19 protein-coding genes are annotated in these 21,440 nt (G+C 60.9%); 6 read left to right on the forward strand and 13 right to left on the reverse strand.

All coding sequences use genetic code 11. The annotated features are described in order from the left end of the window. Window positions 1-182: 182 nt before the first annotated feature. From hflC to ACCD02_RS26385, 9 genes are all read right to left on the reverse strand, one after another. Window positions 183-1,052, reverse strand: a complete 870-nt coding sequence (gene hflC / locus ACCD02_RS26345; protein WP_259104462.1) for a protease modulator HflC — start codon at window positions 1,050-1,052, stop codon at window positions 183-185. Then, window positions 1,052-2,227 carry an FtsH protease activity modulator HflK gene (gene hflK, locus ACCD02_RS26350; RefSeq protein WP_413308559.1) on the reverse strand — a complete coding sequence of 392 codons (1,176 nt, stop codon included), beginning with the start codon at window positions 2,225-2,227 and terminating at the stop codon, window positions 1,052-1,054. Before hflK ends, hflC begins: the two co-directional genes overlap by 1 nt. Before the next feature lie 97 nt (window positions 2,228-2,324). After that, complete coding sequence (gene hflX, locus ACCD02_RS26355) at window positions 2,325-3,626, reverse strand: ribosome rescue GTPase HflX (protein ID WP_413308561.1); 1,302 nt, start codon at window positions 3,624-3,626, stop codon at window positions 2,325-2,327. 12 nt (window positions 3,627-3,638) lie between these two features. Next, the gene (gene hfq / locus ACCD02_RS26360) at window positions 3,639-3,899 is read right to left on the reverse strand and encodes an RNA chaperone Hfq (RefSeq protein WP_120127775.1); all 261 of its coding nucleotides are present in this window, start codon (window positions 3,897-3,899) and stop codon (window positions 3,639-3,641) included. Window positions 3,900-3,987: 88 nt separating this feature from the next. After that, window positions 3,988-4,959, reverse strand: coding sequence for a tRNA (adenosine(37)-N6)-dimethylallyltransferase MiaA (gene miaA / locus ACCD02_RS26365; RefSeq protein ID WP_413308563.1), 972 nt, complete (start codon window positions 4,957-4,959; stop codon window positions 3,988-3,990). Then, complete coding sequence (gene mutL, locus ACCD02_RS26370; RefSeq protein WP_413308565.1) at window positions 4,959-6,926, reverse strand: DNA mismatch repair endonuclease MutL; 1,968 nt, start codon at window positions 6,924-6,926, stop codon at window positions 4,959-4,961. The genes miaA and mutL overlap by 1 nt, the downstream gene beginning before the upstream one ends. Then, entirely contained in the window at window positions 6,923-8,341 is a 1,419-nt protein-coding gene (locus ACCD02_RS26375) for an N-acetylmuramoyl-L-alanine amidase (protein WP_413308567.1), read from the reverse strand. The genes mutL and ACCD02_RS26375 overlap by 4 nt, the downstream gene beginning before the upstream one ends. Window positions 8,342-8,358: 17 nt before the next feature. Further along, complete coding sequence (gene tsaE, locus ACCD02_RS26380) at window positions 8,359-8,790, reverse strand: tRNA (adenosine(37)-N6)-threonylcarbamoyltransferase complex ATPase subunit type 1 TsaE (protein WP_413308620.1); 432 nt, start codon at window positions 8,788-8,790, stop codon at window positions 8,359-8,361. A gap of 26 nt (window positions 8,791-8,816) precedes the next feature. After that, complete coding sequence (locus tag ACCD02_RS26385) at window positions 8,817-10,322, reverse strand: NAD(P)H-hydrate dehydratase (RefSeq protein WP_413308569.1); 1,506 nt, start codon at window positions 10,320-10,322, stop codon at window positions 8,817-8,819. A gap of 62 nt (window positions 10,323-10,384) precedes the next feature. Here ACCD02_RS26385 and queG point away from each other — a divergent pair, with 62 nt between their 5' ends. After that, window positions 10,385-11,476 carry a tRNA epoxyqueuosine(34) reductase QueG gene (gene queG / locus ACCD02_RS26390; protein WP_413308571.1) on the forward strand — a complete coding sequence of 364 codons (1,092 nt, stop codon included), beginning with the start codon at window positions 10,385-10,387 and terminating at the stop codon, window positions 11,474-11,476. A gap of 142 nt (window positions 11,477-11,618) precedes the next feature. On the opposite strand, the gene ACCD02_RS26395 is transcribed toward queG, so the two are convergent. Next, the gene (locus tag ACCD02_RS26395; protein ID WP_259104448.1) at window positions 11,619-12,230 is read right to left on the reverse strand and encodes a trimeric intracellular cation channel family protein; all 612 of its coding nucleotides are present in this window, start codon (window positions 12,228-12,230) and stop codon (window positions 11,619-11,621) included. A 13-nt stretch (window positions 12,231-12,243) separates the two neighbouring features. Further along, window positions 12,244-12,777, reverse strand: coding sequence for an oligoribonuclease (gene orn, locus ACCD02_RS26400; RefSeq protein WP_413308573.1), 534 nt, complete (start codon window positions 12,775-12,777; stop codon window positions 12,244-12,246). A 109-nt stretch (window positions 12,778-12,886) separates the two neighbouring features. On the opposite strand from orn, the gene rsgA reads away from it, so the two are divergent. Beyond that, window positions 12,887-13,918 (forward strand): small ribosomal subunit biogenesis GTPase RsgA, encoded by a 1,032-nt coding sequence (rsgA, locus tag ACCD02_RS26405; RefSeq protein WP_413308575.1) that lies wholly within the window; start codon window positions 12,887-12,889, stop codon window positions 13,916-13,918. A 55-nt stretch (window positions 13,919-13,973) separates the two neighbouring features. On the opposite strand, the gene motB is transcribed toward rsgA, so the two are convergent. Together motB and motA are read right to left on the reverse strand one after the other, a co-directional pair. Further along, window positions 13,974-14,972: a flagellar motor protein MotB gene (motB, locus tag ACCD02_RS26410; protein WP_413308577.1), complete on the reverse strand. Its 999-nt coding sequence runs from the start codon at window positions 14,970-14,972 to the stop codon at window positions 13,974-13,976. A gap of 3 nt (window positions 14,973-14,975) precedes the next feature. Further along, entirely contained in the window at window positions 14,976-15,827 is an 852-nt protein-coding gene (gene motA / locus ACCD02_RS26415; RefSeq protein WP_413308579.1) for a flagellar motor stator protein MotA, read from the reverse strand. A gap of 210 nt (window positions 15,828-16,037) precedes the next feature. Between motA and ACCD02_RS26420 the strand changes: the two genes are divergently transcribed. The 4 genes from ACCD02_RS26420 (at window position 16,038) to ACCD02_RS26435 (ending at window position 21,393) form a co-directional block, all read left to right on the forward strand. Continuing rightward, complete coding sequence (locus tag ACCD02_RS26420; protein ID WP_413308581.1) at window positions 16,038-17,573, forward strand: HDOD domain-containing protein; 1,536 nt, start codon at window positions 16,038-16,040, stop codon at window positions 17,571-17,573. Between the two features lie 53 nt (window positions 17,574-17,626). After that, entirely contained in the window at window positions 17,627-18,442 is an 816-nt protein-coding gene (gene rhdA, locus ACCD02_RS26425) for a thiosulfate sulfurtransferase (protein WP_413308583.1), read from the forward strand. Window positions 18,443-18,484: 42 nt separating this feature from the next. After that, window positions 18,485-19,348, forward strand: a complete 864-nt coding sequence (asd, locus tag ACCD02_RS26430) for an archaetidylserine decarboxylase (RefSeq protein ID WP_413308585.1) — start codon at window positions 18,485-18,487, stop codon at window positions 19,346-19,348. 263 nt (window positions 19,349-19,611) lie between these two features. Then, window positions 19,612-21,393, forward strand: coding sequence for a molecular chaperone (locus tag ACCD02_RS26435; RefSeq protein WP_413308587.1), 1,782 nt, complete (start codon window positions 19,612-19,614; stop codon window positions 21,391-21,393). Window positions 21,394-21,440 lie beyond the last annotated feature (47 nt).

The raw sequence follows: 21,440 nt of genomic DNA on the forward strand, positions 1-21,440 counted from the left end.
TACCCAGGAACTGGCCTTGCAGACCACTCTCCTCGAAAAATCTTGCCGTTTGCCACGAGGGCAACGACCAATCAATCGTGCAGACGCAAAAAAGCCGGGAATTTCCCGGCTGCCGCATCATACACACGTTTTACCGTGCATTCACCCCGCCGGGCAGTTTTGCCGCCCGGCGGATGAATCGATCACGGCTTGGCTTTACCCATGTAGCGGAAGAACTCGCTGCTCGGGTCAAGCACCATCACGTCACTTTTGTTCGCGAAGCTTTCACGATAGGCACGCAGACTACGGTAGAACGCGTAGAACTCCTGGTCCTGGCCATAGGCCTTGGAGTAGATCGACGCGGCCTGGGCGTCACCATCACCACGAGCCTCTTCCGACTCGCGATAAGCCTCGGCCAGCAACACGCGACGCTGACGATCGGCGTCGGCACGAATGCCTTCGGCCAGCTCGTTACCCTTGGCCCGATGCTCACGCGCCTCGCGCTCACGCTCGGTGCTCATGCGCTCGAACACGCTGCGGTTGACTTCCTTGGGCAGGTCGATGGCCTTGACCCGGACGTCGACGACTTCGATGCCCAGCTCTTTCTCAGCCATTTTGTTCAACGAGCCAGTGATGTCAGCCATCAATGCGTCACGCTCACCCGACACGACTTCGTGCAGGGTGCGCTTGCCGAACTGGTCACGCAGGCCGGATTCCAGACGACGCGACAAACGTTCGTCGGCAATCTGCTTCAGGCCCGAGGTCGCCGTGTAGAAACGCTCGGCGTCCTTCACCCGCCATTTGGCGTAGGCATCGACCATGACGGCTTTCTTTTCCAGGGTCAGGAACCGCTGGGTCGGCGCATCAAGCGTCAGCAGGCGACCGTCGAACTTGCGCACCTGGTTGACGTACGGAACCTTCACATGCAGGCCAGGCGACACATCGGACTGCACAACGCGACCGAATTGCAGCAGTACTGCACGCTCGGTCTGGGCAACGATATAGAAGCTGTTCCAGGCCACTACGGCCAGGACCGCGCAGAGGATCAGGGCGATCAGTGATTTATTGCTCATCAGCGACTCTCCCTGGTGCGCACTTCGCGCTGCTGTGGATCCACGCTACGTGCACCCGTATCCGTACCGGAAGAGCTGGAGCTCGTGGTTGGTGGAGTACCGCTGCGGCTGTTGTCGATCATCTTGTCCAACGGCAGGTAAAGCAGATTGTTCTGCCCCTTGTCGCCAGTAATCAGGACCTTGCTGGTGTTGCTGTACACATCCTGCATGGTCTCCAGGTACAGGCGCTCGCGAGTAACTTCCGGTGCCTTGCGGTACTCGGCCACCAGCTTGGTAAAGCGGTCGGCCTCACCCTTGGCGCGGGAAATCACTTCGTCACGATAACCGTTGGCATCTTCGATGATGCGCTGGGCCTGACCACGAGCTTCCGGGATAACCCCGTTGGCATAGGTTTCAGCCTGGTTGCGCGAACGCTGCTCGTCTTCACGGGCACGGATCACGTCGTCGAAGGCTTCCTGAACGTCACGCGGCGCCGCAGCGCTCTGCACGTTCACCTGGGTCACGGTAATACCGGTGCGATAGGTATCAAGGAAGCGTTGCAGACGCTCCTTGATTGCACTGGCCATCACTTCACGACCTTCGGTCAGCACCTGGTCCATGGCCGTGGAACCCACGACATGGCGCAACGCGCTTTCAGTCGCATGCTGCAGGCTCACCTCAGGCTGGTCGACGTTCAGCACGAAGTCCTGCAGGTTGGTGATCTTGTACTGCACGGTCAAAGGCACTTCGACGATGTTTTCGTCCTCGGTCAGCATCTGCCCCTGCTTGCTGTAGGCACGCTCGCGCGTCACGTTTTCCAGATACTTGCGATCGAAAGGCGGGAAATAGATGTTAAGGCCCGGCCCAACGGTCTCGTGGTATTTGCCGAAACGCAGGACGACAGCCTGCTCCTGCTCGTCCACTACATAAATGGCGCTGTACAGCCAGATAGCCAGCAGAACGAAAAGGCCAATGCCCAGCAGGCCGAAGCCACCGCCGCCACCACTGCGCGAGCCGTTGCCGCCGCCATCACCACTGCGTTTCTTACCGCCACCGAACAACCCGTTCAGGCTTTCCTGTAGCTTGCGGAAGGCTTCGTCGAGATCGGGCGGTCCCTTGCGGTCGCCGCCACCACGGCGTTTGCCACCCCAGGGATCCTGATTGTTCGAGTTGCCACCCGGCTCATTCCAAGCCATAGCGCTCTCCATCTGATAAAGCAAAGACGCGCCCGCGGCGCGCCGACCCATGCTACAGAATGCCCGTGAAGACCGTGTAACGGCTTTCCCGCGCTTTTTATTGCAAAGTGTGTTGTTCAATAAACTCCAGCGGCTGCAATCCTTCGCGACTCACCAGTCGATTGAGCTCCACTCGCGGCAAACGTACCGCCAGCAGGCTGCTGCCTTCTTCGTCATGGGTTTCGCTTTGTACCGCACCCGCATTGAAAAACTGAGCCCGCAGTCGAGCAAAACGTTGGGACAAGCGCAAGGTGCCGACGAACAAATCGTCACCCAACAGCTCGGCCACCGCCTGCTTGAGCAGGTCCAGCCCTCGACCGTCGCGGGCAGAAACCCAGACCCGTTGCGGCTTGCCATCGGCATCGCGCTGGATCTGCGGTTCCACACCCTCGAGCAGGTCGATCTTGTTGTACACCTCGAGGATCGGTAGCTCGTGGGCACCGATCTCGGTCAAGACCGCCATCACCTGCTCGATCTGCTCCATGCGCTCAGGCCCATGGGCGTCGATGACATGCAGCAGCAAGTCCGAATTACTCGACTCTTCGAGCGTAGCCCGAAAGGCCTCGACCAGCTTGTGCGGCAGGTGGCGAATGAATCCTACGGTGTCCGCCAGAACGATCGGCCCCAGGTCGTCGAGCTGCAAACGTCGCAGAGTCGGGTCGAGGGTGGCGAACAACTGGTCGGCGGCAAACACGTCTGATTGGGTCACCGCGTTGAACAGCGTCGATTTGCCGGCGTTGGTGTAACCCACCAGTGAAACCGAAGGAATGTCGGCGCGCTTGCGCCCGCGACGAGCCTGTTCACGCTGGCTGCGAACCTTCTCCAGACGTCCCTTGAGCTGACGCAGACGCACCCGCAGCAGGCGGCGGTCGGTCTCGAGCTGGGTTTCACCCGGCCCGCGCAGACCGATACCACCGCCCTGGCGCTCAAGGTGAGTCCATCCGCGAACCAGACGCGTGCTCATATGTTCGAGCTGCGCCAGTTCGACCTGCAACTTGCCTTCGTGGGTACGTGCGCGCTGGGCGAAGATATCGAGGATCAGACCGGTACGATCGATCACACGACACTCGAAAGCACGCTCCAGGTTACGTTCCTGGCTGGGAGTGAGGGTGTGATTGAAAATCACCAGATCGGCCTGTTCGGCCTTGACCTGATCACGCAGCTCCTCGACTTTGCCGGAACCGATCAGGTATTTGGCCGATGGCCGATGACGCGGCACGTTGAAAAACGCGACGGTATCGGCGCCAGCCGAGATGGCCAGCTCCTGAAACTCCTGCGGATCTTCACGCGCCTCAGGGTCCTGACCATCCAAATGAACAAGAATGGCTCGTTCACCACCACTGTGGCGCTCAAAGAACAAAGCAGACTCCTATCAGGCGTTACCTGGCTCAGCGTCGCCCGTTTCGGACTCGGAAGCGCTAGGCAGACGGATTGGACGAACCGGTACAACGGTGGAAATGGCGTGCTTGTAGACCATTTGGCTGACGGTGTTCTTCAGCAAAATGACAAACTGATCGAAAGACTCGATGGTGCCCTGCAGCTTGATCCCGTTCACCAGATAGATCGATACCCCCACTTTCTCTTTACGCAAAGTGTTCAGGTAAGGGTCTTGTAGCGAATGCCCTTTTGACATGTGCCGCACTCCTTTAAGGATCAATAATAATTCGAATTCATTGGCTTGAACCGGCCACCCCCCAAGGATAGACGGCTATTGCAGAGACTCAGCCCAATATGGAGACCGATCCCAAGTATTTCAAGGTACGCGGCAGATTGTCGCTATCCAGACTGTCCAGCCAGTGCAGATTCTCCCAGCTGCGTAGCCAGGTGAACTGCCGTTTGGCCAGCTGGCGCGTGGCAATGATGCCCCGTTCCCGCATTTCATCCCAAGTCAGCTTTCCATCCAGGTGATCCCAGACCTGGCGATAACCGACAGCTCTTATCGACGGCAACCCGGCATGCAGGTCACCTCTAGAGCGCAATGCCAATACTTCGTCCAGAAACCCCTGTTCCAGCATTTGTGAAAATCGTAGCGCAATACGGTCGTGCAAAACCTTGCGATCCACCGGAGCGATGGCCAGGCTGGCGACAGTATAGGGCAATTGCCGACGCCCCGAAGCGGCTGCGTCGGTACTTTGCGCAGTTTGTTGTTCTCTGTGTGCTGTCATATTCATGCCACTGACCCGGTAAACCTCCAGCGCACGAATCAAGCGCTGCGGATCATTGGGGTGAATACGCGCTGCAGAAACCGGGTCAACCTGCGCCAGCTCGTCATGCAAAGCCTGCCAGCCATGCTCCGCCGCCCGCGCTTCCAGCTCGGCACGCACCTGGGCATCGGCTGACGGCATGTCGGCCATGCCCTCCAATAGAGTCTTGAAATACAGCATCGTGCCACCGACCAACAGGGGAATATTGCCCCGTGCGGTGATCTCGGCCATGGCAGCCAGGGCATCAGTACGAAAATCGGCCGCTGAATAGCTTTGCGACGGATCAAGAATATCGATCAGACGGTGGGGAAACTCGGCCAGTTGGGCCCTGGAAGGCTTGGCCGTGCCGATATCCATGCCGCGGTAGACCAGTGCCGAGTCGACGCTGATCAGCTCACAAGGCAACACCTTGGTCAATTCCATGGCCAGGTCGGTCTTGCCTGCAGCGGTCGGCCCCATGAGGAAGATGGCCGGAGGAAAAGCGCTCATCAGCGACCACGCAGGAAAAGTTTGTCGAGATCGTCCAGGCCCATCTGGGTCCAGGTCGGCCGGCCATGGTTGCACTGGCCGCTGCGTTCGGTGTTTTCCATGTCCCGCAGCAAGGCGTTCATTTCCGGGATCGCCAGACGGCGATTGGCCCGCACCGCTCCGTGGCAGGCCATGGTGCCGAGCAATTCGTTCATATGCGCCTGCACGCGGTCGCTGGTGCCGTACTCCATCAGGTCGGCCAGGACGTCATGCACCAGGCGATTGGCCTCGGCCTGCTTGAGCAACGCCGGAATCTGCCGGATCGCCAGGCTTTCCGGGCCCAGACGCTGCAATTCGAAACCCAGTTGCTGGAACGTCGCCATGTGCTCTTCGGCGCAGTCAGCTTCGCGCTGGCTCACCGCGATGGATTCCGGCACCAATAGCGGCTGACCGCTCAAACCTTCGCTGGCCATGGCGATCTTCAGGCGCTCGTACATGATGCGTTCATGGGCCGCATGCATATCCACCAGCACCAGACCGATGGCGTTCTCCGCAAGAATGTAAATACCCTTGAGCTGGGCCAGCGCGTAGCCCAATGGCGGGATATCGCCCTGGGACTCCGGCAGCGACACGACACCGGCAGGCGCGGCGCCGGTCGGCAACGGTGCAAAGAACTCGCGATAGGCAGCCTGGGCATCAGCCACCGGCACCGAAGAGGTCGGCCTCGGCGTGTACTGATACTGATAACCGTTGCCCGCCCCCGTTCCGGCTGGCCGAGTGTAGGCATCGCCTTGGGGCTGTTCCAGCAGGTTGGCGGCCAGGCGCATTTCACCCTGGGGACCGAACTCACCGGCCTCGATACCCGTTACCCGCTCCTGCACAGCCGTCGGTACGGTACCGGATAACTGGTCTTCCGGGCGCACATCGCCCAGGGCGCGGTGCAAGGTGCCATAAAGGAAGTCGTGGACCATGCGCCCGTCGCGGAAACGCACTTCGTGCTTGGTCGGGTGCACGTTGACATCCACTGCCGCCGGATCGACCTCGAAAAACAGCACGAAGGTCGGATGGCGGCCATTGAACAGCACATCGCGATAGGCCTGGCGCACCGCATGGGCGACCAGCTTGTCGCGCACGGCACGGCCATTGACGAAGAAATATTGCAGGTCGGCCTGGCTGCGAGAGAACGTCGGCAGGCCGACCCAGCCCCACAGATGCAGACCATTGCGCTCGATCTCGATCGGCAACGCCTGCTCCAGGAAGCCCGGCCCGCAAATGGCCGAGACGCGCCGCGCCCGGGCAGTGTCATCATGGGCTTCATGCAGACTGAGGACGGTCTTGCCGTTGTGGCGCAGATGGAAGGCCACGTCGAAACGCGCCAGGGCCATGCGCTTGATCACTTCCTGCAGGTGATCGAATTCGGTTTTCTCGGCCTTGAGGAACTTGCGCCGCGCCGGGGTATTAAAGAACAGGTCGCGCACCTCCACCGAAGTGCCGACCGGATGCGCGGCGGGCTGTACCCGGGACGCCATGTCACGACCTTCGGTTTCAACCTGCCAGGCCTGATCGGCACCACGGGTACGGGAAGTCAGGGTCAGGCGGGCCACCGAGCTGATAGAGGCCAGGGCCTCACCGCGAAACCCCAGGCTCATCACCCGCTCCAGGTCTTCAAGTTCACGAATCTTGCTGGTGGCGTGGCGGGCCAGGGCCAAGGGCAGGTCATCGGAGGCGATACCGCGACCGTCGTCTCGCACCCGCAGCAGCTTGATTCCGGCCTGTTCGACGTCCACATCGATACGCCGGGCGCCGGAATCCAGACTGTTTTCCAGCAGCTCCTTGATCACGGAGGCGGGGCGCTCGACCACTTCACCGGCAGCGATCTGGTTGGCCAGGCGCGGGCTGAGTAATTCGATGCGCGCGGCATTCTCGGCAACGTCACCCGAAGGGCTGGCGGTCACCGACTCAGCGTCGTCTATAAGAAGGTCTGTCATGGCTGTGACGCCAGCTCCGTATTCGGGATTTTCAGATCCTGACCAACGCGCAAATCATCACTCTTGAGATCGTTGGCACTGCGCAACGCGGCCGGGCTCATATCGTAGCGAGCCGCGACCATGGCCAGGGTTTCGCCGGAGCGGACCACATGATTGCGCGGGCCCTGGGCCAGCTTGCCGTTATCCCGCAGCCAGGCAATGTAAGTGCCCTGGGGCGGATTCTGCTGGAAGAACTGCTTGACCCCGGCATTGATCGAACGCGCCAGCGCCTGCTGGTGCGAGGCAGCCTGCAGCTTGTTGGCCTCGGCATTGTTCGAAATGAATCCGGTTTCGACGAGAATCGACGGAATATCCGGGGATTTCAGCACCATGAACCCAGCCTGTTCCACCCGCGCCTTATGCAGCGAAGTCACTCGACCGATGTTGCTCAGGACTTTCTGCCCCACGTTAAGACTCGACGACAGCGAGGCGGTCATGGACAGATCGAGAAGTACCCCGGCCAGCATGCGGTCCTTGTCATCCAGACTGACGGCACCGGCCCCCCCGATCAGGTCGGAACGGTTTTCGCTGTCGGCCAGCCAGCGTGCGGTCTCGGACGTCGCACCGCGCTCGGAGAGGGCGAACACCGACGCCCCGAAGGCCGCCGAGGATGGCGCGGCGTCGGCATGGATCGAAACGAACAGGTCCGCGCCTTTGGCCCGGGCGATTTCCGTGCGCTTGCGCAACGGGATGAAGTAGTCACCGGTACGGGTCAACTCCGCGCGATAGCCTTTCTCGGCATTGATCTGGCGTTGCAGCTCCTTGGCGATGGAGAGCACCACGTTTTTCTCTTTCTGCCCGCTGGAGCCTGAAGCGCCGGGGTCTTCGCCGCCGTGACCGGCATCCACGACAATCACGATATCGCGCTTGCCGTTGGGTACGGGAGCCAGTTTTATTTCAGGCTTGGATGGGCTGACCGGCACGGCCGGGGCCGCGGTAACGGTGGTCGGCGGCAGTGCCGGCGGCGGATTGGCGTCCTCGGCGTTATCGTAGAGGTCCACGACCAGGCGGTTGCCGTACTGCTGATTCGGCGCCAGGACGAAGCTCTTGGGGGTGACGGCCTTTTTCAGGTCGATGACCACGCGCAGGTCGGTCGGCGTACGCTGGGCCGAGCGCATGCTGATGATAGGCGTATTGGCCGTAGCGATATTCAGCGGACCACCCAGGGTTGCGCCATTGATATCGATAACCAGGCGATCGGGCGAGGTCAAGGTGAACACACTGTGCTGCACCGTCCCGGACAGGTCGAAAACCAGCCGTGTGTTATCCGGCGCGCGCCATAAGCGAACACTTCGTACCTGTGTCGCGGCCAATACGTCGACAGCCAGTGCCATCAACAGCAGCCCCATCACAGCAACCAGCGCGCGCATGCGCATACCTGACAACCCCATTTCTATTTGAATTCCAATGCTAAAGCGGCGCACCAGGCTTCCCCGCGCGAACCCTGAGGGCTCAGCAACAGCGAGCGGCCTTGTGCTTGGGGCCTAATGGTAATGGTCATGTCCGGCTTTGGCAAAAAGCCTGCACCACGTTCGGGCCACTCGATCAAACAAAGTGCATCCTCTTCCAGATAATCGCGAATCCCCAGGTACTCCAGCTCCTCGGGATCGACCAGCCGATAGAGGTCAAAGTGATAGGCGCGAAGATTGCCGATCTCGTAGGGTTCGACCAGGGTAAAGGTCGGACTTTTAACCGCGCCGACATGGCCCAAGCCCCGAATCAAGCCACGGGACAGGGTGGTTTTGCCCGCGCCCAGGTCACCTTCGAGGAAAATCACGCCGACCGCGCCGGTGACGGCGGCAAGGCGCGCGCCGAAGCCCATCATGGCCTCTTCACCGACCAGATTGACGATTAACTCAGACACGGTTGTAGCTCCTCCAATAGCTGACGAATAGCGGGAATCAAATCACTGGCGGCCAGGCCACGTCCGTTCCGGCCCACCTGCTCGCCGGCCCGGGCGTGCAGCCAGACACTCAGACAGGCTGCGTCAAACGGCTCCATCTTCTGCGCCAGCAACGCCCCGACCAGCCCGGCCAGAACGTCACCCAGCCCGGCCGTAGCCATGGCCGGATGACCGTGATCACACAGGGCCAGACGCCCGCTGCTGTCGGCAATCAGGCTGCCGCTGCCCTTGAGCACGCAGACAGCATTGAATTTATGAGCCAGGGCCAGAGCTGCCGTCGGGCGATCGGCCTGTACTTCGCGAGTTTCGATACCTAGCAAGCGTGCCGCTTCACCGGGATGGGGCGTGATCACAGAATTTGCAGGCAAACTGACATTACCGTTCGCCAATTGGTTCAGGGCATCGGCATCCCAAACCTGCGCCCTGGCGGCATTGGCCGCTGCCGACAGCAGGCTCTTGCCCCAACTCGCCTGACCCAGACCGGGCCCCACCACCAGAACACTGGCAGCCTCGATCAGCCCTTGCACCTGATTGGCCGAGCGCACGCCCACGGTCATGACTTCGGGACAGCGACTCAAGGCCGCCGTTACATGTTCTTCCCGGGTCGCCAGGGTCACCATGCCGGCACCGCTGCGCAGGGCACTTTCCGACGACAGTAGCGTCGCGCCACCAAACCCATGGTCGCCGCCCAGCACCAACACGCGGCCAAACAGGCCTTTATGGGCTGACGGCGAGCGCGGGCCCAGTCGCGCAAGGTTGTGGATATCCAGACGAATAGCGCTGGTCGCTGTCTGGGCGACGATCTGTGGGTCGGCCTGCAAGTCGTCGAAGACCAGGTCGCCAATGTAATCCCGGCCCTCGCCAGTCAACAGCCCGAGTTTCAGGCCAATAAAGCTCACGGTCAGGTCGGCACGCACCGCCACGCCCAATACCCGCCCGGTGTCGGCACTCAGACCCGAAGGAATATCCACGGCGGCAACCGGTTGGCCACTGGCATTGATCGCGGCGATGGCGTCGGCATAAGGCGCGCGGACGTCACCGCTGAGCCCTGTACCCAACAGCGCATCGAGAATAATGGTTGAGGAGGTGTCGAGGACCTGCCCCGACCACCGCTGGATATCGACAGCACCGGCCAGGGCGCTGGCATGGGCCGTGGCGGCATCGCCGGACAGCACGGCAGGATCGCCCACCGCCAGCACTGCGACCTGCCACCCGGCCTTGCGCGCCAACAGCGCGACCAGATAACCGTCCCCGGCATTGTTGCCATGCCCGGCCAGGACCGTCAGCGAGCGACCATCAGGCCAGTGCCGACGAATGGCGCGCCAGGTTGCATGAGCGGCGCGCTGCATCAATTCCTGGCCAGGCGTTCCCGCTGCAATCAGCCGTGCATCGAGGTCGCGGACCTGGGCGGCGTTGTACAGCGCGTCGGGTAATTGAGGTTTAGTGTCGAGCATGCGTCTATCGGCTCCGATGTCTGGCAGAATTATACGCATCTTGTCATCGGTTTCCCCTCTGCATGTCCGCTATTAATGCCGAAGCACTCACACTCAGCAGCGCTGAGCTGGCCACCCTTGCCCAGTCGATCAAGATCTGGGGGCGTGAGCTGGGTTTCCAGCAGGTCGGCATCAGCGGCCTGGATCTGGCCGAACATGAACAGCACCTGCAACGCTGGCTGGAAGCCGGTTATCACGGCGAGATGGACTATATGGCTGCCCATGGCAGCAAACGTTCCCATCCGGACGAACTGGTGCCCGGCACCCTGAGCGTGGTGTCCCTGCGCATGGACTACCTGCCCGGCGACACCGAGATGACCCAGCGCCTCATCGAACCGGAAAAAGCCTATGTCTCGCGCTACGCCTTGGGTCGTGATTATCACAAGCTGATTCGCAAACGCGTGCAGCAACTGGCCGAGCGCATCCAGCAGGCCATCGGCCCCTTTGGCTATCGCGCCTTCGTCGACAGCGCGCCGGTACTGGAGAAAGCCATCGCCGAGCAGGCCGGGCTGGGCTGGATCGGCAAGAACACTCTGGTGCTCAATCGCAAGGCCGGCAGTTTTTTCTTTCTCGGCGAGCTGTTCGTCGATCTGGCCCTGCCGGTCGATGCGCCTCACTCCACCGAGCACTGCGGACGCTGCACCGCCTGCCTGGATATCTGCCCAACCGCGGCCTTCGTCGGCCCTTACGTACTGGACGCCCGGCGCTGTATTTCCTACCTGACCATCGAGCTCAAGACCGCGATCCCGGAAGAACTGCGACCGCTGATCGGCAATCGGGTGTTTGGTTGCGACGATTGTCAAATTGTCTGCCCCTGGAACCGCTTCGCCCGCCCCACCGAGCAGAACGATTTCCAGCCCCGACATAACCTGGACAACAGCGAGCTGGCCGCACTGTTCATGTGGGATGAGACAACATTCCTCACCAACACGGAGGGATCACCCCTGCGCCGGGCCGGTTATGAACGCTGGCTGCGCAATCTGGCCGTGGGCCTGGGCAATGCACCGTCGACCATTCCGGTCTTGCAGGCGCTTGAAGCGCGCAGGGAGTATCCGTCGCAGATGGTGCGCGAGCATGTGGAGTGGGCGTTGAGACAACACAACAGCCGCGACTAGGGCTCTATGGGCGCGACTCTGTGGGAGCGAATTCATTCGCGAAGATGCAGGTGAATTCGACACCTCTTTAGCGACTGGAATACCGCTTTCGCGAATGAATTCGCTCCCACAATTCGCCGCCGCAATATTCGCTCTCGCCTGCTTATTGCTCATCCTTATAGACAAACTTGGGCATTTCCCAATGATTGCGAATCGCCAATAACCTCAACAGCAATCCGGCAAACAGGGTGATGAACACGCTTTGCTCCGTCGGCAGCCCCAGGTGCTGACACAGCAGAAAGCACCAGGCGGCAAGGAACGAGACGCTGGCATAAAGCTCGCGACGGAATACCAGGGGGATATCGTTGCAGAAGATATCCCGCAGAATCCCGCCAAATACCCCGGTAATCACCCCGCACACCGACGCGACCAACAGGCCATGCCCGGTTTCCAGCGCCGTGGTGCAGCCGATCAGGGTAAACGCGACCAGTCCCAGGGCATCCAGCACAAGGAACAGCGAGCGCAAATGGCGCATCAACGGCGCGATAAAGATCGTCAGCAACGCCGCCACGCTGGTCAGGATCAGGTATTCCGGGTGGCGCACCCAGGTCAGCGGATAGTGCCCGAGAAGCACATCGCGCACCGAGCCGCCGCCCAGTGCCGTCACGCAGGCGATCAGCACCACACCAAACCAGTCCATGCCGCGCCGCCCGGCGGACAGCGCGCCGGTCATGGCCTCGGCAGTAATCGCGATCAAATAGAGCGTCAGCAGCACGGAGTCAGGCGCCTTACTTGATGAAATGCTCGCGGTAGTAACGCAGCTCGGCGATGGACTCGCGGATGTCGTCCAGGGCCAGATGGGTGCTGCCTTTCTTGAATTTCAGCTCAGGCGACCAGCGGGCAGCCAATTCCTTGAGGGTAGAAACATCGAGGTTGCGGTAGTGGAAATAGTTTTCCAGAGTCGGCATGCGGCGATACAGGAAGCGGCGATCCTGGCAAATGCTGTTGCCACAGATCGGCGAACTGCGCTCGGGCACCCACTGCTGGATGAACGCCAGGGTCTGCGCCTCGGCCTCGGCCGTGTTGATGGTGCTCTCGCGCACGCGCTGGGTCAGGCCCGAGCCGCCGTGCTGGCGGGTGTTCCACTCATCCATCCCGGCGAGGATTTCATTGCTCTGGTGCACGGCAATCACCGGACCTTCGGCCAGGGTATTGAGTTCGCTGTCGGTAATGATGGTGGCCATTTCGATAATGACATCGGTGTCCGGGTCCAGACCGGTCATTTCCAGATCGATCCAAATCAGGTTCTGCTTGCTCTGCATGTGTTGGCTCCTCAACGTAGGCGCGCAGTTTAGCTCACCCCGGCGTGGTAGACTCCAGCCCGTTTCACCGGCATCACCCATTTAGCTGTTTTATCGACTCGGAACACCCATGGCCAAACGCCAACTCAATCGTCGCCAAAACTGGCGCATCGAAAAAATCCAGGGCGAACGCGCAGCCCGCGCCGCCAAACGCGAGACGCAAGCGCTGCAGACTCTGGAAGGTGGCGATCTCGGCCCCGAACAGACCGGCCTGGTAATCGCGCACTTCGGCGTCCAGGTAGAAGTCGAGGCCCAGGAAGGCGAGCTGCAAGGCCAGGTCTTCCGCTGCCACCTACGCGCCAACCTGCCTGCACTGGTGACTGGCGACCGCGTAGTCTGGCGCGCCGGTAACCAGGGCATCGGCGTGATCGTCGCGCAACTGCCGCGAGGCACCGAACTTTGCCGCCCGGACAGCCGCGGCCAGCTCAAGCCGGTAGCCGCCAACGTCGACCTGATCGTGATTGTCTTTGCGCCCATGCCCGAGCCCCATGCCAACCTCATCGACCGCTATCTGGTGGCCGCCGAGCATGCCGGGATCCGTCCTTTATTGCTGCTGAACAAGGCCGACCTGATCGACGATCAGAATGCCCCGGCCCTCAATGCGCTGTTGGCGGTCTATCGGCAGCTGGGTTATCCGGTACTGGAGGTTTCGGCCCATCAGGGCGATGGCATGCAACAGCTGCAAGCCCAACTTGATGGTCACATCAGCGTATTCGTCGGGCAATCCGGGGTCGGCAAGTCGTCCCTGGTCAACAGCCTGCTGCCGGAAGTCGAAACCCGTGTCGGGCCGCTGTCCGAACTCTCCGGCCAGGGCACCCACACCACCACGACGGCGCGGCTGTTCCACTTCCCCCGTGGCGGCGATCTGATTGACTCACCGGGCATCCGTGAATTCGGCCTCGGTCACGTCAGTCGCTTCGATGTCGAGGCGGGCTTTATCGAGTTCAACGACTTGATCGGCACCTGCCGCTTCCGCGACTGCAAGCACGACCGCGAGCCCGGTTGCGCACTGCTCAAGGCCCTGGAAGACGGCCGCGTCCAGCAGCAGCGCATGAACAGCTATCGCTCGATCATCGCCAGTCTGCCGGAATCCAGCTACTGAGCTGATCCGCGCCCCATAAAAAAACGCCCCGAGGGGCGTTTTTTTTCGTGTCTGCTTACTTGAGCTTGGTCGGATCATCCTCGAACAGGTTCAGCTTCTCCCGCAGCTCATGGGGTTGCGCCCCGGCCTGCGGGTCCGGCGCTGCCGGCGCCGTACCTGCGCCCGGCGCAGAACCGGTCGGCGCCGCAGCGGGTGCTGCTTCGCCGCCCTGACTGCCTTCGATGCGTTGCTGGGCCTTTTTGGTCAGCACGACGATATCGATACGGCGATTGACCGGATTCAGCGGATGTTCGCGATCGAACAGAGCCGACGAGGCGAAACCTACGACCCGCGCAACCTGCGGCTCGGGATAACCACCCGCTACCAGCGCCCGACGCGCGGCATTGGCACGGTTGGCCGACAATTCCCAGTTGCCATAGTCACCATTGCCCACGTAAGGCTTGGCATCGGTATGGCCACTGACGCTGATCTTGTTCGGCACCGCCTTGATGGTGTCAGCCATGGCCAGCAGGATGTCTTCGAAATACGGCTTCAGACGCGCGCTGCCCAAATCGAACATCGGCCGGTTATCGGCGTCGGTAATCTGGATGCGCAGGCCATCGGTCGTGATATCGATGAGAATCTGGTCCTTGAACTTTTGCAGCTGAGGGTTCTCATTGACCTTGTTCTGCAGCTCTTGCAGCAGCAGTTGCAGACGTTCCTTCTCAAGCGCCTCCGCCTTGGCTTCAGCCGTATCCGACTCGATCGGCACGTTGTCCGGAGTCGGTGTGGACTTGATCTCGGGATTCAAGGTCTGGTCGGGAGACATTTCCGGCGAACCGCCCAGATCGATAACGTAGGGCGAACCGCTATCGGAGAAACCCACCGGGTCCTTGAAATAACCGGCAATGGCGATCAACTGCTCGGGCGTGGCCGACGACATCAGCCACAGCACGAGGAAGAACGCCATCATCGCCGTAGCAAAGTCGGCGAAGGCGATTTTCCATGCACCACCGTGGTGCCCGCCCCCGAAGCGCTTGACGCGCTTGATGATTATCGGCTGATTATTTTCCATGACTCAGCGACCGCGAACCGCTTGCTCCAGCTCGCTGAAGCTGGGCCGATGCGCGGGATAAAGAACCTTGCGACCGAACTCCACCGCCAGGGAAGGCGGCATGCCGGAAGCCGAAGCCACCAGGGAAGCCTTGATCGCCTCGTAGACGTTCACTTCCTCCTTGGCATCGTGGGCCAGACATTGGGACAACGGGCCGAAGAAGCCGTACGCCGCGAGAATACCGAAGAAGGTACCTACCAGTGCCGCACCTACGTGCATACCGATGGCTGCCTTGTCGCCCGACCCCAGGGACGCCATGGTGACCACGATACCCAATACCGCCGCAACGATACCGAAACCGGGCATGCCGTCAGCAATACCGGTGATCGCATGGGAAGGATGCTCAAGCTCCTCCTTCATGCTCAGCAACTCCATGTCGAACAGGCCTTCCAGCTCGTGGGGGGCCATGTTGCCCGAGGACATGATGCGCAGGTAATCGCACATATACGCAGTCATGCGCTCGTCTTTAAGGACGCCAGGGTATTTGGCAAAAATCGGGCTGGCCGCAGCATCTTCGATGTCCGCTTCGATGGCCATCATGCCTTCGCGCCGGCTCTTGTTGAGGATCTCGTAAACAAGGCCCAGCACTTCGAGATAAAACGCGTGAGTGAACCGCGAGCTGAACATCTTCAGCGATTTCTTGATCACGAGTTTGGTCATGTGCCCAGGGTTGGCCTGGAGGAACGCACCGAAGGCCGCACCACCGATGATCAGGACTTCAAAGGGCTGTATCAATGCTGCGATTGCGCCGTGGGACAGCACGTATCCGCCGAGCACACTCGCGAAAACCACAATAATGCCGATTATTTTAGCCATAGGTAAAGGGTACTTACTGAGTCGGGTTCAGGGACATATGCGGAAGTTCGTGAAACTCTTCTTCTCCTTATCGGCCTAACTGGGCCAGACTATAGCCAGTTAAGGCGAAAAGCCAGTTCGGTCCTCGGCCAAAGGCTCAGGCAAAGCGGCCGGAGCCCGGAAAACCAGCTGTCAGATTGCTCAAAAAAACTCGTCAAACAGGCCTCCTGCATGCCGTCAGAAACCTCGCATTCGACAGTCGTTCCGAACAACCTCACTGCGTGGGTCAAGCACCTGGACAGCCTTGCGCTCCCCGTGCCTGCGGCCAACCACAAAAAGGTAAAGGACGCGCTGAATGACAGTCGGCGGTCACTGCGTGAAATCGCGGACATGATGCAAGACAGCCCGGCGCTGGTGCTGAGCGTCATGCGTGAAGCCAACCACCATACCACTGGCCTGACCGAACCGGCCGAAAGCCTTGAGATCGCCATCAATCGCCTGGGCCTGGCCCGCACGGAAGTGCTGCTTAACCGCCTGCCTTCGGTGGAAACTGCCGATATTCCGGTCGCCTTCCTGCAACTGCAACTGATCAGCCAGCACGCCACGCAGCAGGCCAACGGACTGTTCGCAAGCCGCCTGGCGCGGTTGTGGCAGGACATTCATCTGGGCGCCCTGCTGTTCCTGGCGCCGCTCTGGCCTATGGCGCTGGCTCACCCGAAACTGCTGGAAGACTGGGAACTTCGGGTTATCCACAAGGGCGAACGGGCTCGGGCGGTGGAAAAAGAGCTATTTGGTGTCGCCCTGCTCGACCTGTGCCTGGCCGTAGCCGAAACCTGGCGCCTGCCACTATGGGTTACCCAGGGTTATCGACTGCTGATCAGCGAACGCCGGGAGGTGGTCAAGGCGCTGCGCATCGCCAGGGAAAACGACGACCCCTTGCAGCAGCAACAGCTGATGGACGCCGATCCCAACCTGCGCCGCTGGTTCAACCAGCCTGCCAATACCGTGTTGCTCGGCAACGGCCTGGCCCTGTCGGCACAACAGGCGTGGAACAGCCCTCACTGCATCCGCTGGGAACTGCTCACCTGCCTGTACCTGCAGCAACCCCTGGACGAAACTCAGCAGCAAGTCCATCAGAACGCCGCCAGCAGTGGCCGCCTGCACGCATCCCCTGGCCTGTGGCATCCGGCCGAAGCGCTGATCTGGCCATGGAACACCCGCCGCGTACACCGCGGCCTGCTACCCGCACCGCCGCCGTCGGCCGATGCACTGCAGCATTGGCGCCAGCTGTGTGCCGAGCTGCTGCTAGAGCCGAGCCGCTTCACCAACGCCATGCACCTGACCATCTGTGCCCGGGACGCCCTCAAGGCCTGCGGCATGCAGCGCGTCCTGCTGTTGATGATGGAAAAGACCGGCACCAGTCTGCGTGTACACCAGTCTGTCGGGCTGCCCAAGGAAGTCGGCGGCACCGTGCTGCATATAAAGGAAAGCACCGTGCTGCAGCGCCTGTTGGCCCAGCCCACACAATTACGCCTGACGCCCGCCAACCACGCGCAGTTCTCGGCGTTATTGCCCGGCAGCCTGAAAGCCCTGTTCAACGGCAGCCACTGGCTGATCAAGTCCGTCGCCAATAACGGCAAGGTCGTCATGTTGATTGTCGCCGACCAGGGCGGCGGGCCGTTCTCGGAAATCAGCGTGCAGGCCTTCGGCAAGACCACCCAGTGCATCGAACGCGCCTTGGCCAGCTTTACCAATCGCAAGAGTTGAGAACTTAGGGCTTGGTGTACAATTCGCCTCTTTTCGATGATCTGGAGGCACCCATGTCAGTCTTCTCCAGCTTGCCGCTGGTGATCGAACCCAGCGACTTGCAGCCACATCTGCACGCCCCCGAGCTGATTCTGGTGGACCTGACCAGCAGCGCCCGCTATGCCGCCGGTCATCTGCCGGGTGCGCGTTTCGTCGACCCCAAGCGTACGCAACTGGGCCAGCCACCGGCACCGGGCCTGCTGCCGCCCCTGACGCAGTTGCAAGAGCTGTTCGGTGAATTGGGCCACAACCCGGATGCGGTCTACGTAGTCTACGACGACGAAGGCGGCGGCTGGGCCGGGCGCTTCATCTGGCTGCTGGATGTCATCGGCCACAGCAAATATCACTACCTGGATGGCGGCCTGCTGGCCTGGCAGGCCCAGGATCTCCCCTTGAGCACCGAGACGCCCGCCCCTGTCGGCGGCCCGGTGGCCCTGACCCTCCATGAGGAGCCCACTGCCACCCGGGAATATCTGCAATCACGCCTCGGCGCTGCCGACCTGGCAATCTGGGATGCGCGCGGCCCGACCGAATACTCCGGCGAGAAAGTCCTGGCGGCCAAGGGCGGGCATATTCCCGGCGCGGTCAATTTCGAATGGACGGCCGGCATGGATCAGGCGCGCAATTTGCGTATCCGCAAGGACATGCCGCAAGTCCTGGAACAACTGGGCATCACGCCTGACAAAGAAGTCATCACGCACTGCCAGACTCACCATCGCTCCGGCTTCACTTATCTGGTGGCGAAGGCGCTAGGGTACCCGCGCGTCAAAGGCTATGCGGGCTCATGGGGCGAGTGGGGCAACCACCCCGATACCCCTGTCGAGAAGTAAGTCACATCCGGAATTCACCGCGAATACGCTCTAGGAAATTTGATGAAACAAAATTTGTTTATTTTCTTCCAGTACGTCCTGCCCCATCACCTGCTGTCACGACTGGCTGGCTGCATCGCCGAGTGTCGCGTGCGCTGGTTCAAGAATGCCTTTACCAGCTGGTTCGCCCAGCGCTATCAGGTGGACATGTCTCAGGCGCTGGTCGAGGACCTCACTGCCTATGAACATTTCAATGATTTCTTCACCCGCGCCCTGAAACCCGGAGCGCGTCCGCTGGACCAGACGCCCGGCGCAATACTGTCACCGGCCGACGGTGCCATCAGCCAGTTGGGCAGCATCGAGCAGGGCCGGATTTTCCAGGCCAAAGGCCATAGCTTCAGCGCCCTGGAACTGCTCGGTGGCGACGCTGCCCTGGCCGCGCCGTTCATGGGTGGCGAGTTCGCCACGGTTTACCTGTCGCCCAAGGACTACCATCGCGTGCACATGCCGGTTGCCGGGACCTTGCGTGAAATGGTCTACGTGCCGGGCCGCCTGTTCTCGGTCAACCAGACCACCGCAGAAAACGTTCCGGAACTGTTCGCCCGCAACGAGCGTGTCGCCTGCCTGTTCGATACCGAGCATGGGCCAATGGCCGTGGTACTGGTTGGCGCAATGATCGTGGCCTCGATTGAAACGGTCTGGGCCGGACTGGTCACGCCGCCCAAACGCGAACTGAAAAGCGTGCGCTATGACGAAGCTGCCCGTGCGCCCATTCATCTGGAAAAAGGGGCGGAACTGGGCCGCTTCAAGCTAGGCTCCACGGCCATCGTATTGTTCGGGCCGAATCAGGTCAGTTGGTTGAGCGAGTTGTCGGCGGGCGCGCCTGTGCAAATGGGTCAGGCGCTGGCATCATCGAAACTTGCTTGAGACCCGTCAGTCTGAATGTAAATGGGCGAACACGAGCGATGCTCGCCCATTGCCGGCCTGACAACTCAGAAAGGACATGACCGCAGTAAGACCTTACCAATGCTGCGGCCTGACACGGACAATGCTAAAGTGACATCATCGGTGTAGTAGGACACTTTGCTTTTAATTGACGTAGACTCCATCGACTCGCTCATGGAAATGCTATTAATCGGTTGATTGAAGCCGCCGTTCGGGCCTGTAAGCAGTTGGAGTTTGCCTGTCACATGAGTAATTTGAGCCTCCCTATGTTGCTGCGTGTTCCTACGCCAACGCAGTCGAGCCTATCGTTCTGTGAAGCCACTCCCCGCGACTTGAAGCGCTGGATCTCCACGCTGCCCAAAGCAAACCTCGGTGAAACCGCTCGTCAGCTTTATCAGGGCTTGAGCGAACTCAACCAGTTGATGACCTCCAGCGAAAACCGCCTGCAACTTCTGGAGCTGTTGCGTCCGGAAGTTTATTTCGTCTGCAAGCACCTTGAACGCCACTTCCTCAATCAAGCCATCGTCCTCGATGAGCGACCCCGTAAGGTCGCCAATCTCTGCCAAGCCCTGCAAAACCATCTTGCGGTGGGTTACAAGCAGATCATCGAGCGACTGTCGCCCAACTTCAATAAAGAGCTGGCCCCTGCCCTGACCACGGCCATGCAGCGTGCGCTGCACTGCCTCAATGGTCCGCTGATCCGCGCCAGCCAGCTTTACTGCCCGGTGCAGGACGGCCTCTGGCTGGAAATGCACCAGATCTATCAGATCGCCCGGCAGAACCAGCTGCAGAACACTCCGGTCAGCGACAGCCTGGCCAGCCATACCCGCACGCTGAGCATCGAGCAGACTTATATCGTCGCGCTGCTGCTGGGTTGCTCGCGCTGCAATCAGATGCGCCAGATCAACATCGGTCGCCTGGCTGATGTACTGGAGCCCTGGAGTGCCATGGTCAAGCTGCAATCGCCGGCCGATGGCGAAAGCCTGTTTGCGCTGTCGCCAAAGGCCGACAAACCGCCCCTGTACAAATCGCTGTTCCCCGACGAGCAGTGGCCGGAGCTGCTGGGCCTTAACCCGCTGACACTGGCGGCGACCATCAATCAGTATCTGGAACTGCCAGCCGAACAGCGCTCGCAGTCGCCATTGCTGGTGCCGCCAGGCTTCTCGACCGACCTGCTGCAACACGTAGCGGCGGCCTGGGGCGATGTCGCCGAGCGCACTTTCCAGCGCACGCCGGGCCAGGGCACGCTGAACGTCTGCATCGGCATGAGCGCACTGCATTTCAATGTCGGTGGGCAGAAATCCTTCAGTGACATGCTGCAAGTGCCGACCGCCGGCAAGGCGGCAGAATTCAAGCTGGAGTTGATGGAGCATAACGACGACCCCTGGTCGAGCGCCTTCGACACCCAGCGCGGCAATACTTCTCAGGTGCTGCTGCCCTACGAAGAAATCCAGTACCACCAGAACGACGCTGAAGGCAGCGAAGCCGCTGCCAACGCCCAGCAGAGCTTTCAGAACTACGATCTGCACATCGTCAACCACAGCCCTGGCGGCTACTGCCTGGCCTGGCCAAAAGAAGTACCGGACCAATTGCAGGCCGGTGAGCTGATCGGGATTCAGGATGATGTGGCGCAAGGCTGGAGCGTTGCCGTGGTGCGCTGGGTACGCCAGGTACGCAGTGGCGGCACGCAGATGGGCGTCGAGCTGATCGCCCCCTTTGCCCAGCCTTGCGGCCTGCAACTGGTGCGCGAAGGCCAGAACAGCCAGTACCTGCGCGCCCTGCTGCTGCCGGAGGTCCGCGCCATCGGCCAACCGGCGACGATCCTCGCGCCCTGCCTGCCGTTTCAGGAAGGCAATCACGTGATGATCAATATCGCCGGTGAGGAACGCCGTGGCGCCCTGCAACATCGGCGCGCCGGCAGTGGCAGCTACAACCAGTTCGAATACCAGACCTTCGAGGCGCCTAAGTCAGCGCGCAACGATAATGGTCCGGGGCAGGAATTCGATTCGCTGTGGACGTCGCTCTAAACTTCGATATGAATTGAGGCAGCCTGTGGGAGCGAATTCATTCGCGA

This window comes from Pseudomonas sp. Pseusp88 (genome assembly GCF_047303955.1).
Classification (GTDB): domain Bacteria; phylum Pseudomonadota; class Gammaproteobacteria; order Pseudomonadales; family Pseudomonadaceae; genus Aquipseudomonas.

Coding starts and splice junctions, on each gene's coding strand:
- hflC (WP_259104462.1), bottom strand. CDS start 1,052: ATGAGCAATAAATCACTGATCGCCCTGATCCTCTGCGCGGTCCTGGCC.
- hflK (WP_413308559.1), bottom strand. CDS start 2,227: ATGGCTTGGAATGAGCCGGGTGGCAACTCGAACAATCAGGATCCCTGG.
- hfq (WP_120127775.1), bottom strand. CDS start 3,899: ATGTCAAAAGGGCATTCGCTACAAGACCCTTACCTGAACACTTTGCGT.
- miaA (WP_413308563.1), bottom strand. CDS start 4,959: ATGAGCGCTTTTCCTCCGGCCATCTTCCTCATGGGGCCGACCGCTGCA.
- mutL (WP_413308565.1), bottom strand. CDS start 6,926: ATGACAGACCTTCTTATAGACGACGCTGAGTCGGTGACCGCCAGCCCT.
- ACCD02_RS26375 (WP_413308567.1), bottom strand. CDS start 8,341: ATGCGCATGCGCGCGCTGGTTGCTGTGATGGGGCTGCTGTTGATGGCA.
- tsaE (WP_413308620.1), bottom strand. CDS start 8,790: ATGATGGGCTTCGGCGCGCGCCTTGCCGCCGTCACCGGCGCGGTCGGC.
- ACCD02_RS26385 (WP_413308569.1), bottom strand. CDS start 10,322: ATGCTCGACACTAAACCTCAATTACCCGACGCGCTGTACAACGCCGCC.
- queG (WP_413308571.1), top strand. CDS start 10,385: ATGTCCGCTATTAATGCCGAAGCACTCACACTCAGCAGCGCTGAGCTG.
- orn (WP_413308573.1), bottom strand. CDS start 12,777: ATGCAGAGCAAGCAGAACCTGATTTGGATCGATCTGGAAATGACCGGT.
- rsgA (WP_413308575.1), top strand. CDS start 12,887: ATGGCCAAACGCCAACTCAATCGTCGCCAAAACTGGCGCATCGAAAAA.
- motB (WP_413308577.1), bottom strand. CDS start 14,972: ATGGAAAATAATCAGCCGATAATCATCAAGCGCGTCAAGCGCTTCGGG.
- motA (WP_413308579.1), bottom strand. CDS start 15,827: ATGGCTAAAATAATCGGCATTATTGTGGTTTTCGCGAGTGTGCTCGGC.
- ACCD02_RS26420 (WP_413308581.1), top strand. CDS start 16,038: ATGCCGTCAGAAACCTCGCATTCGACAGTCGTTCCGAACAACCTCACT.
- rhdA (WP_413308583.1), top strand. CDS start 17,627: ATGTCAGTCTTCTCCAGCTTGCCGCTGGTGATCGAACCCAGCGACTTG.
- asd (WP_413308585.1), top strand. CDS start 18,485: ATGAAACAAAATTTGTTTATTTTCTTCCAGTACGTCCTGCCCCATCAC.
- ACCD02_RS26435 (WP_413308587.1), top strand. CDS start 19,612: ATGAGTAATTTGAGCCTCCCTATGTTGCTGCGTGTTCCTACGCCAACG.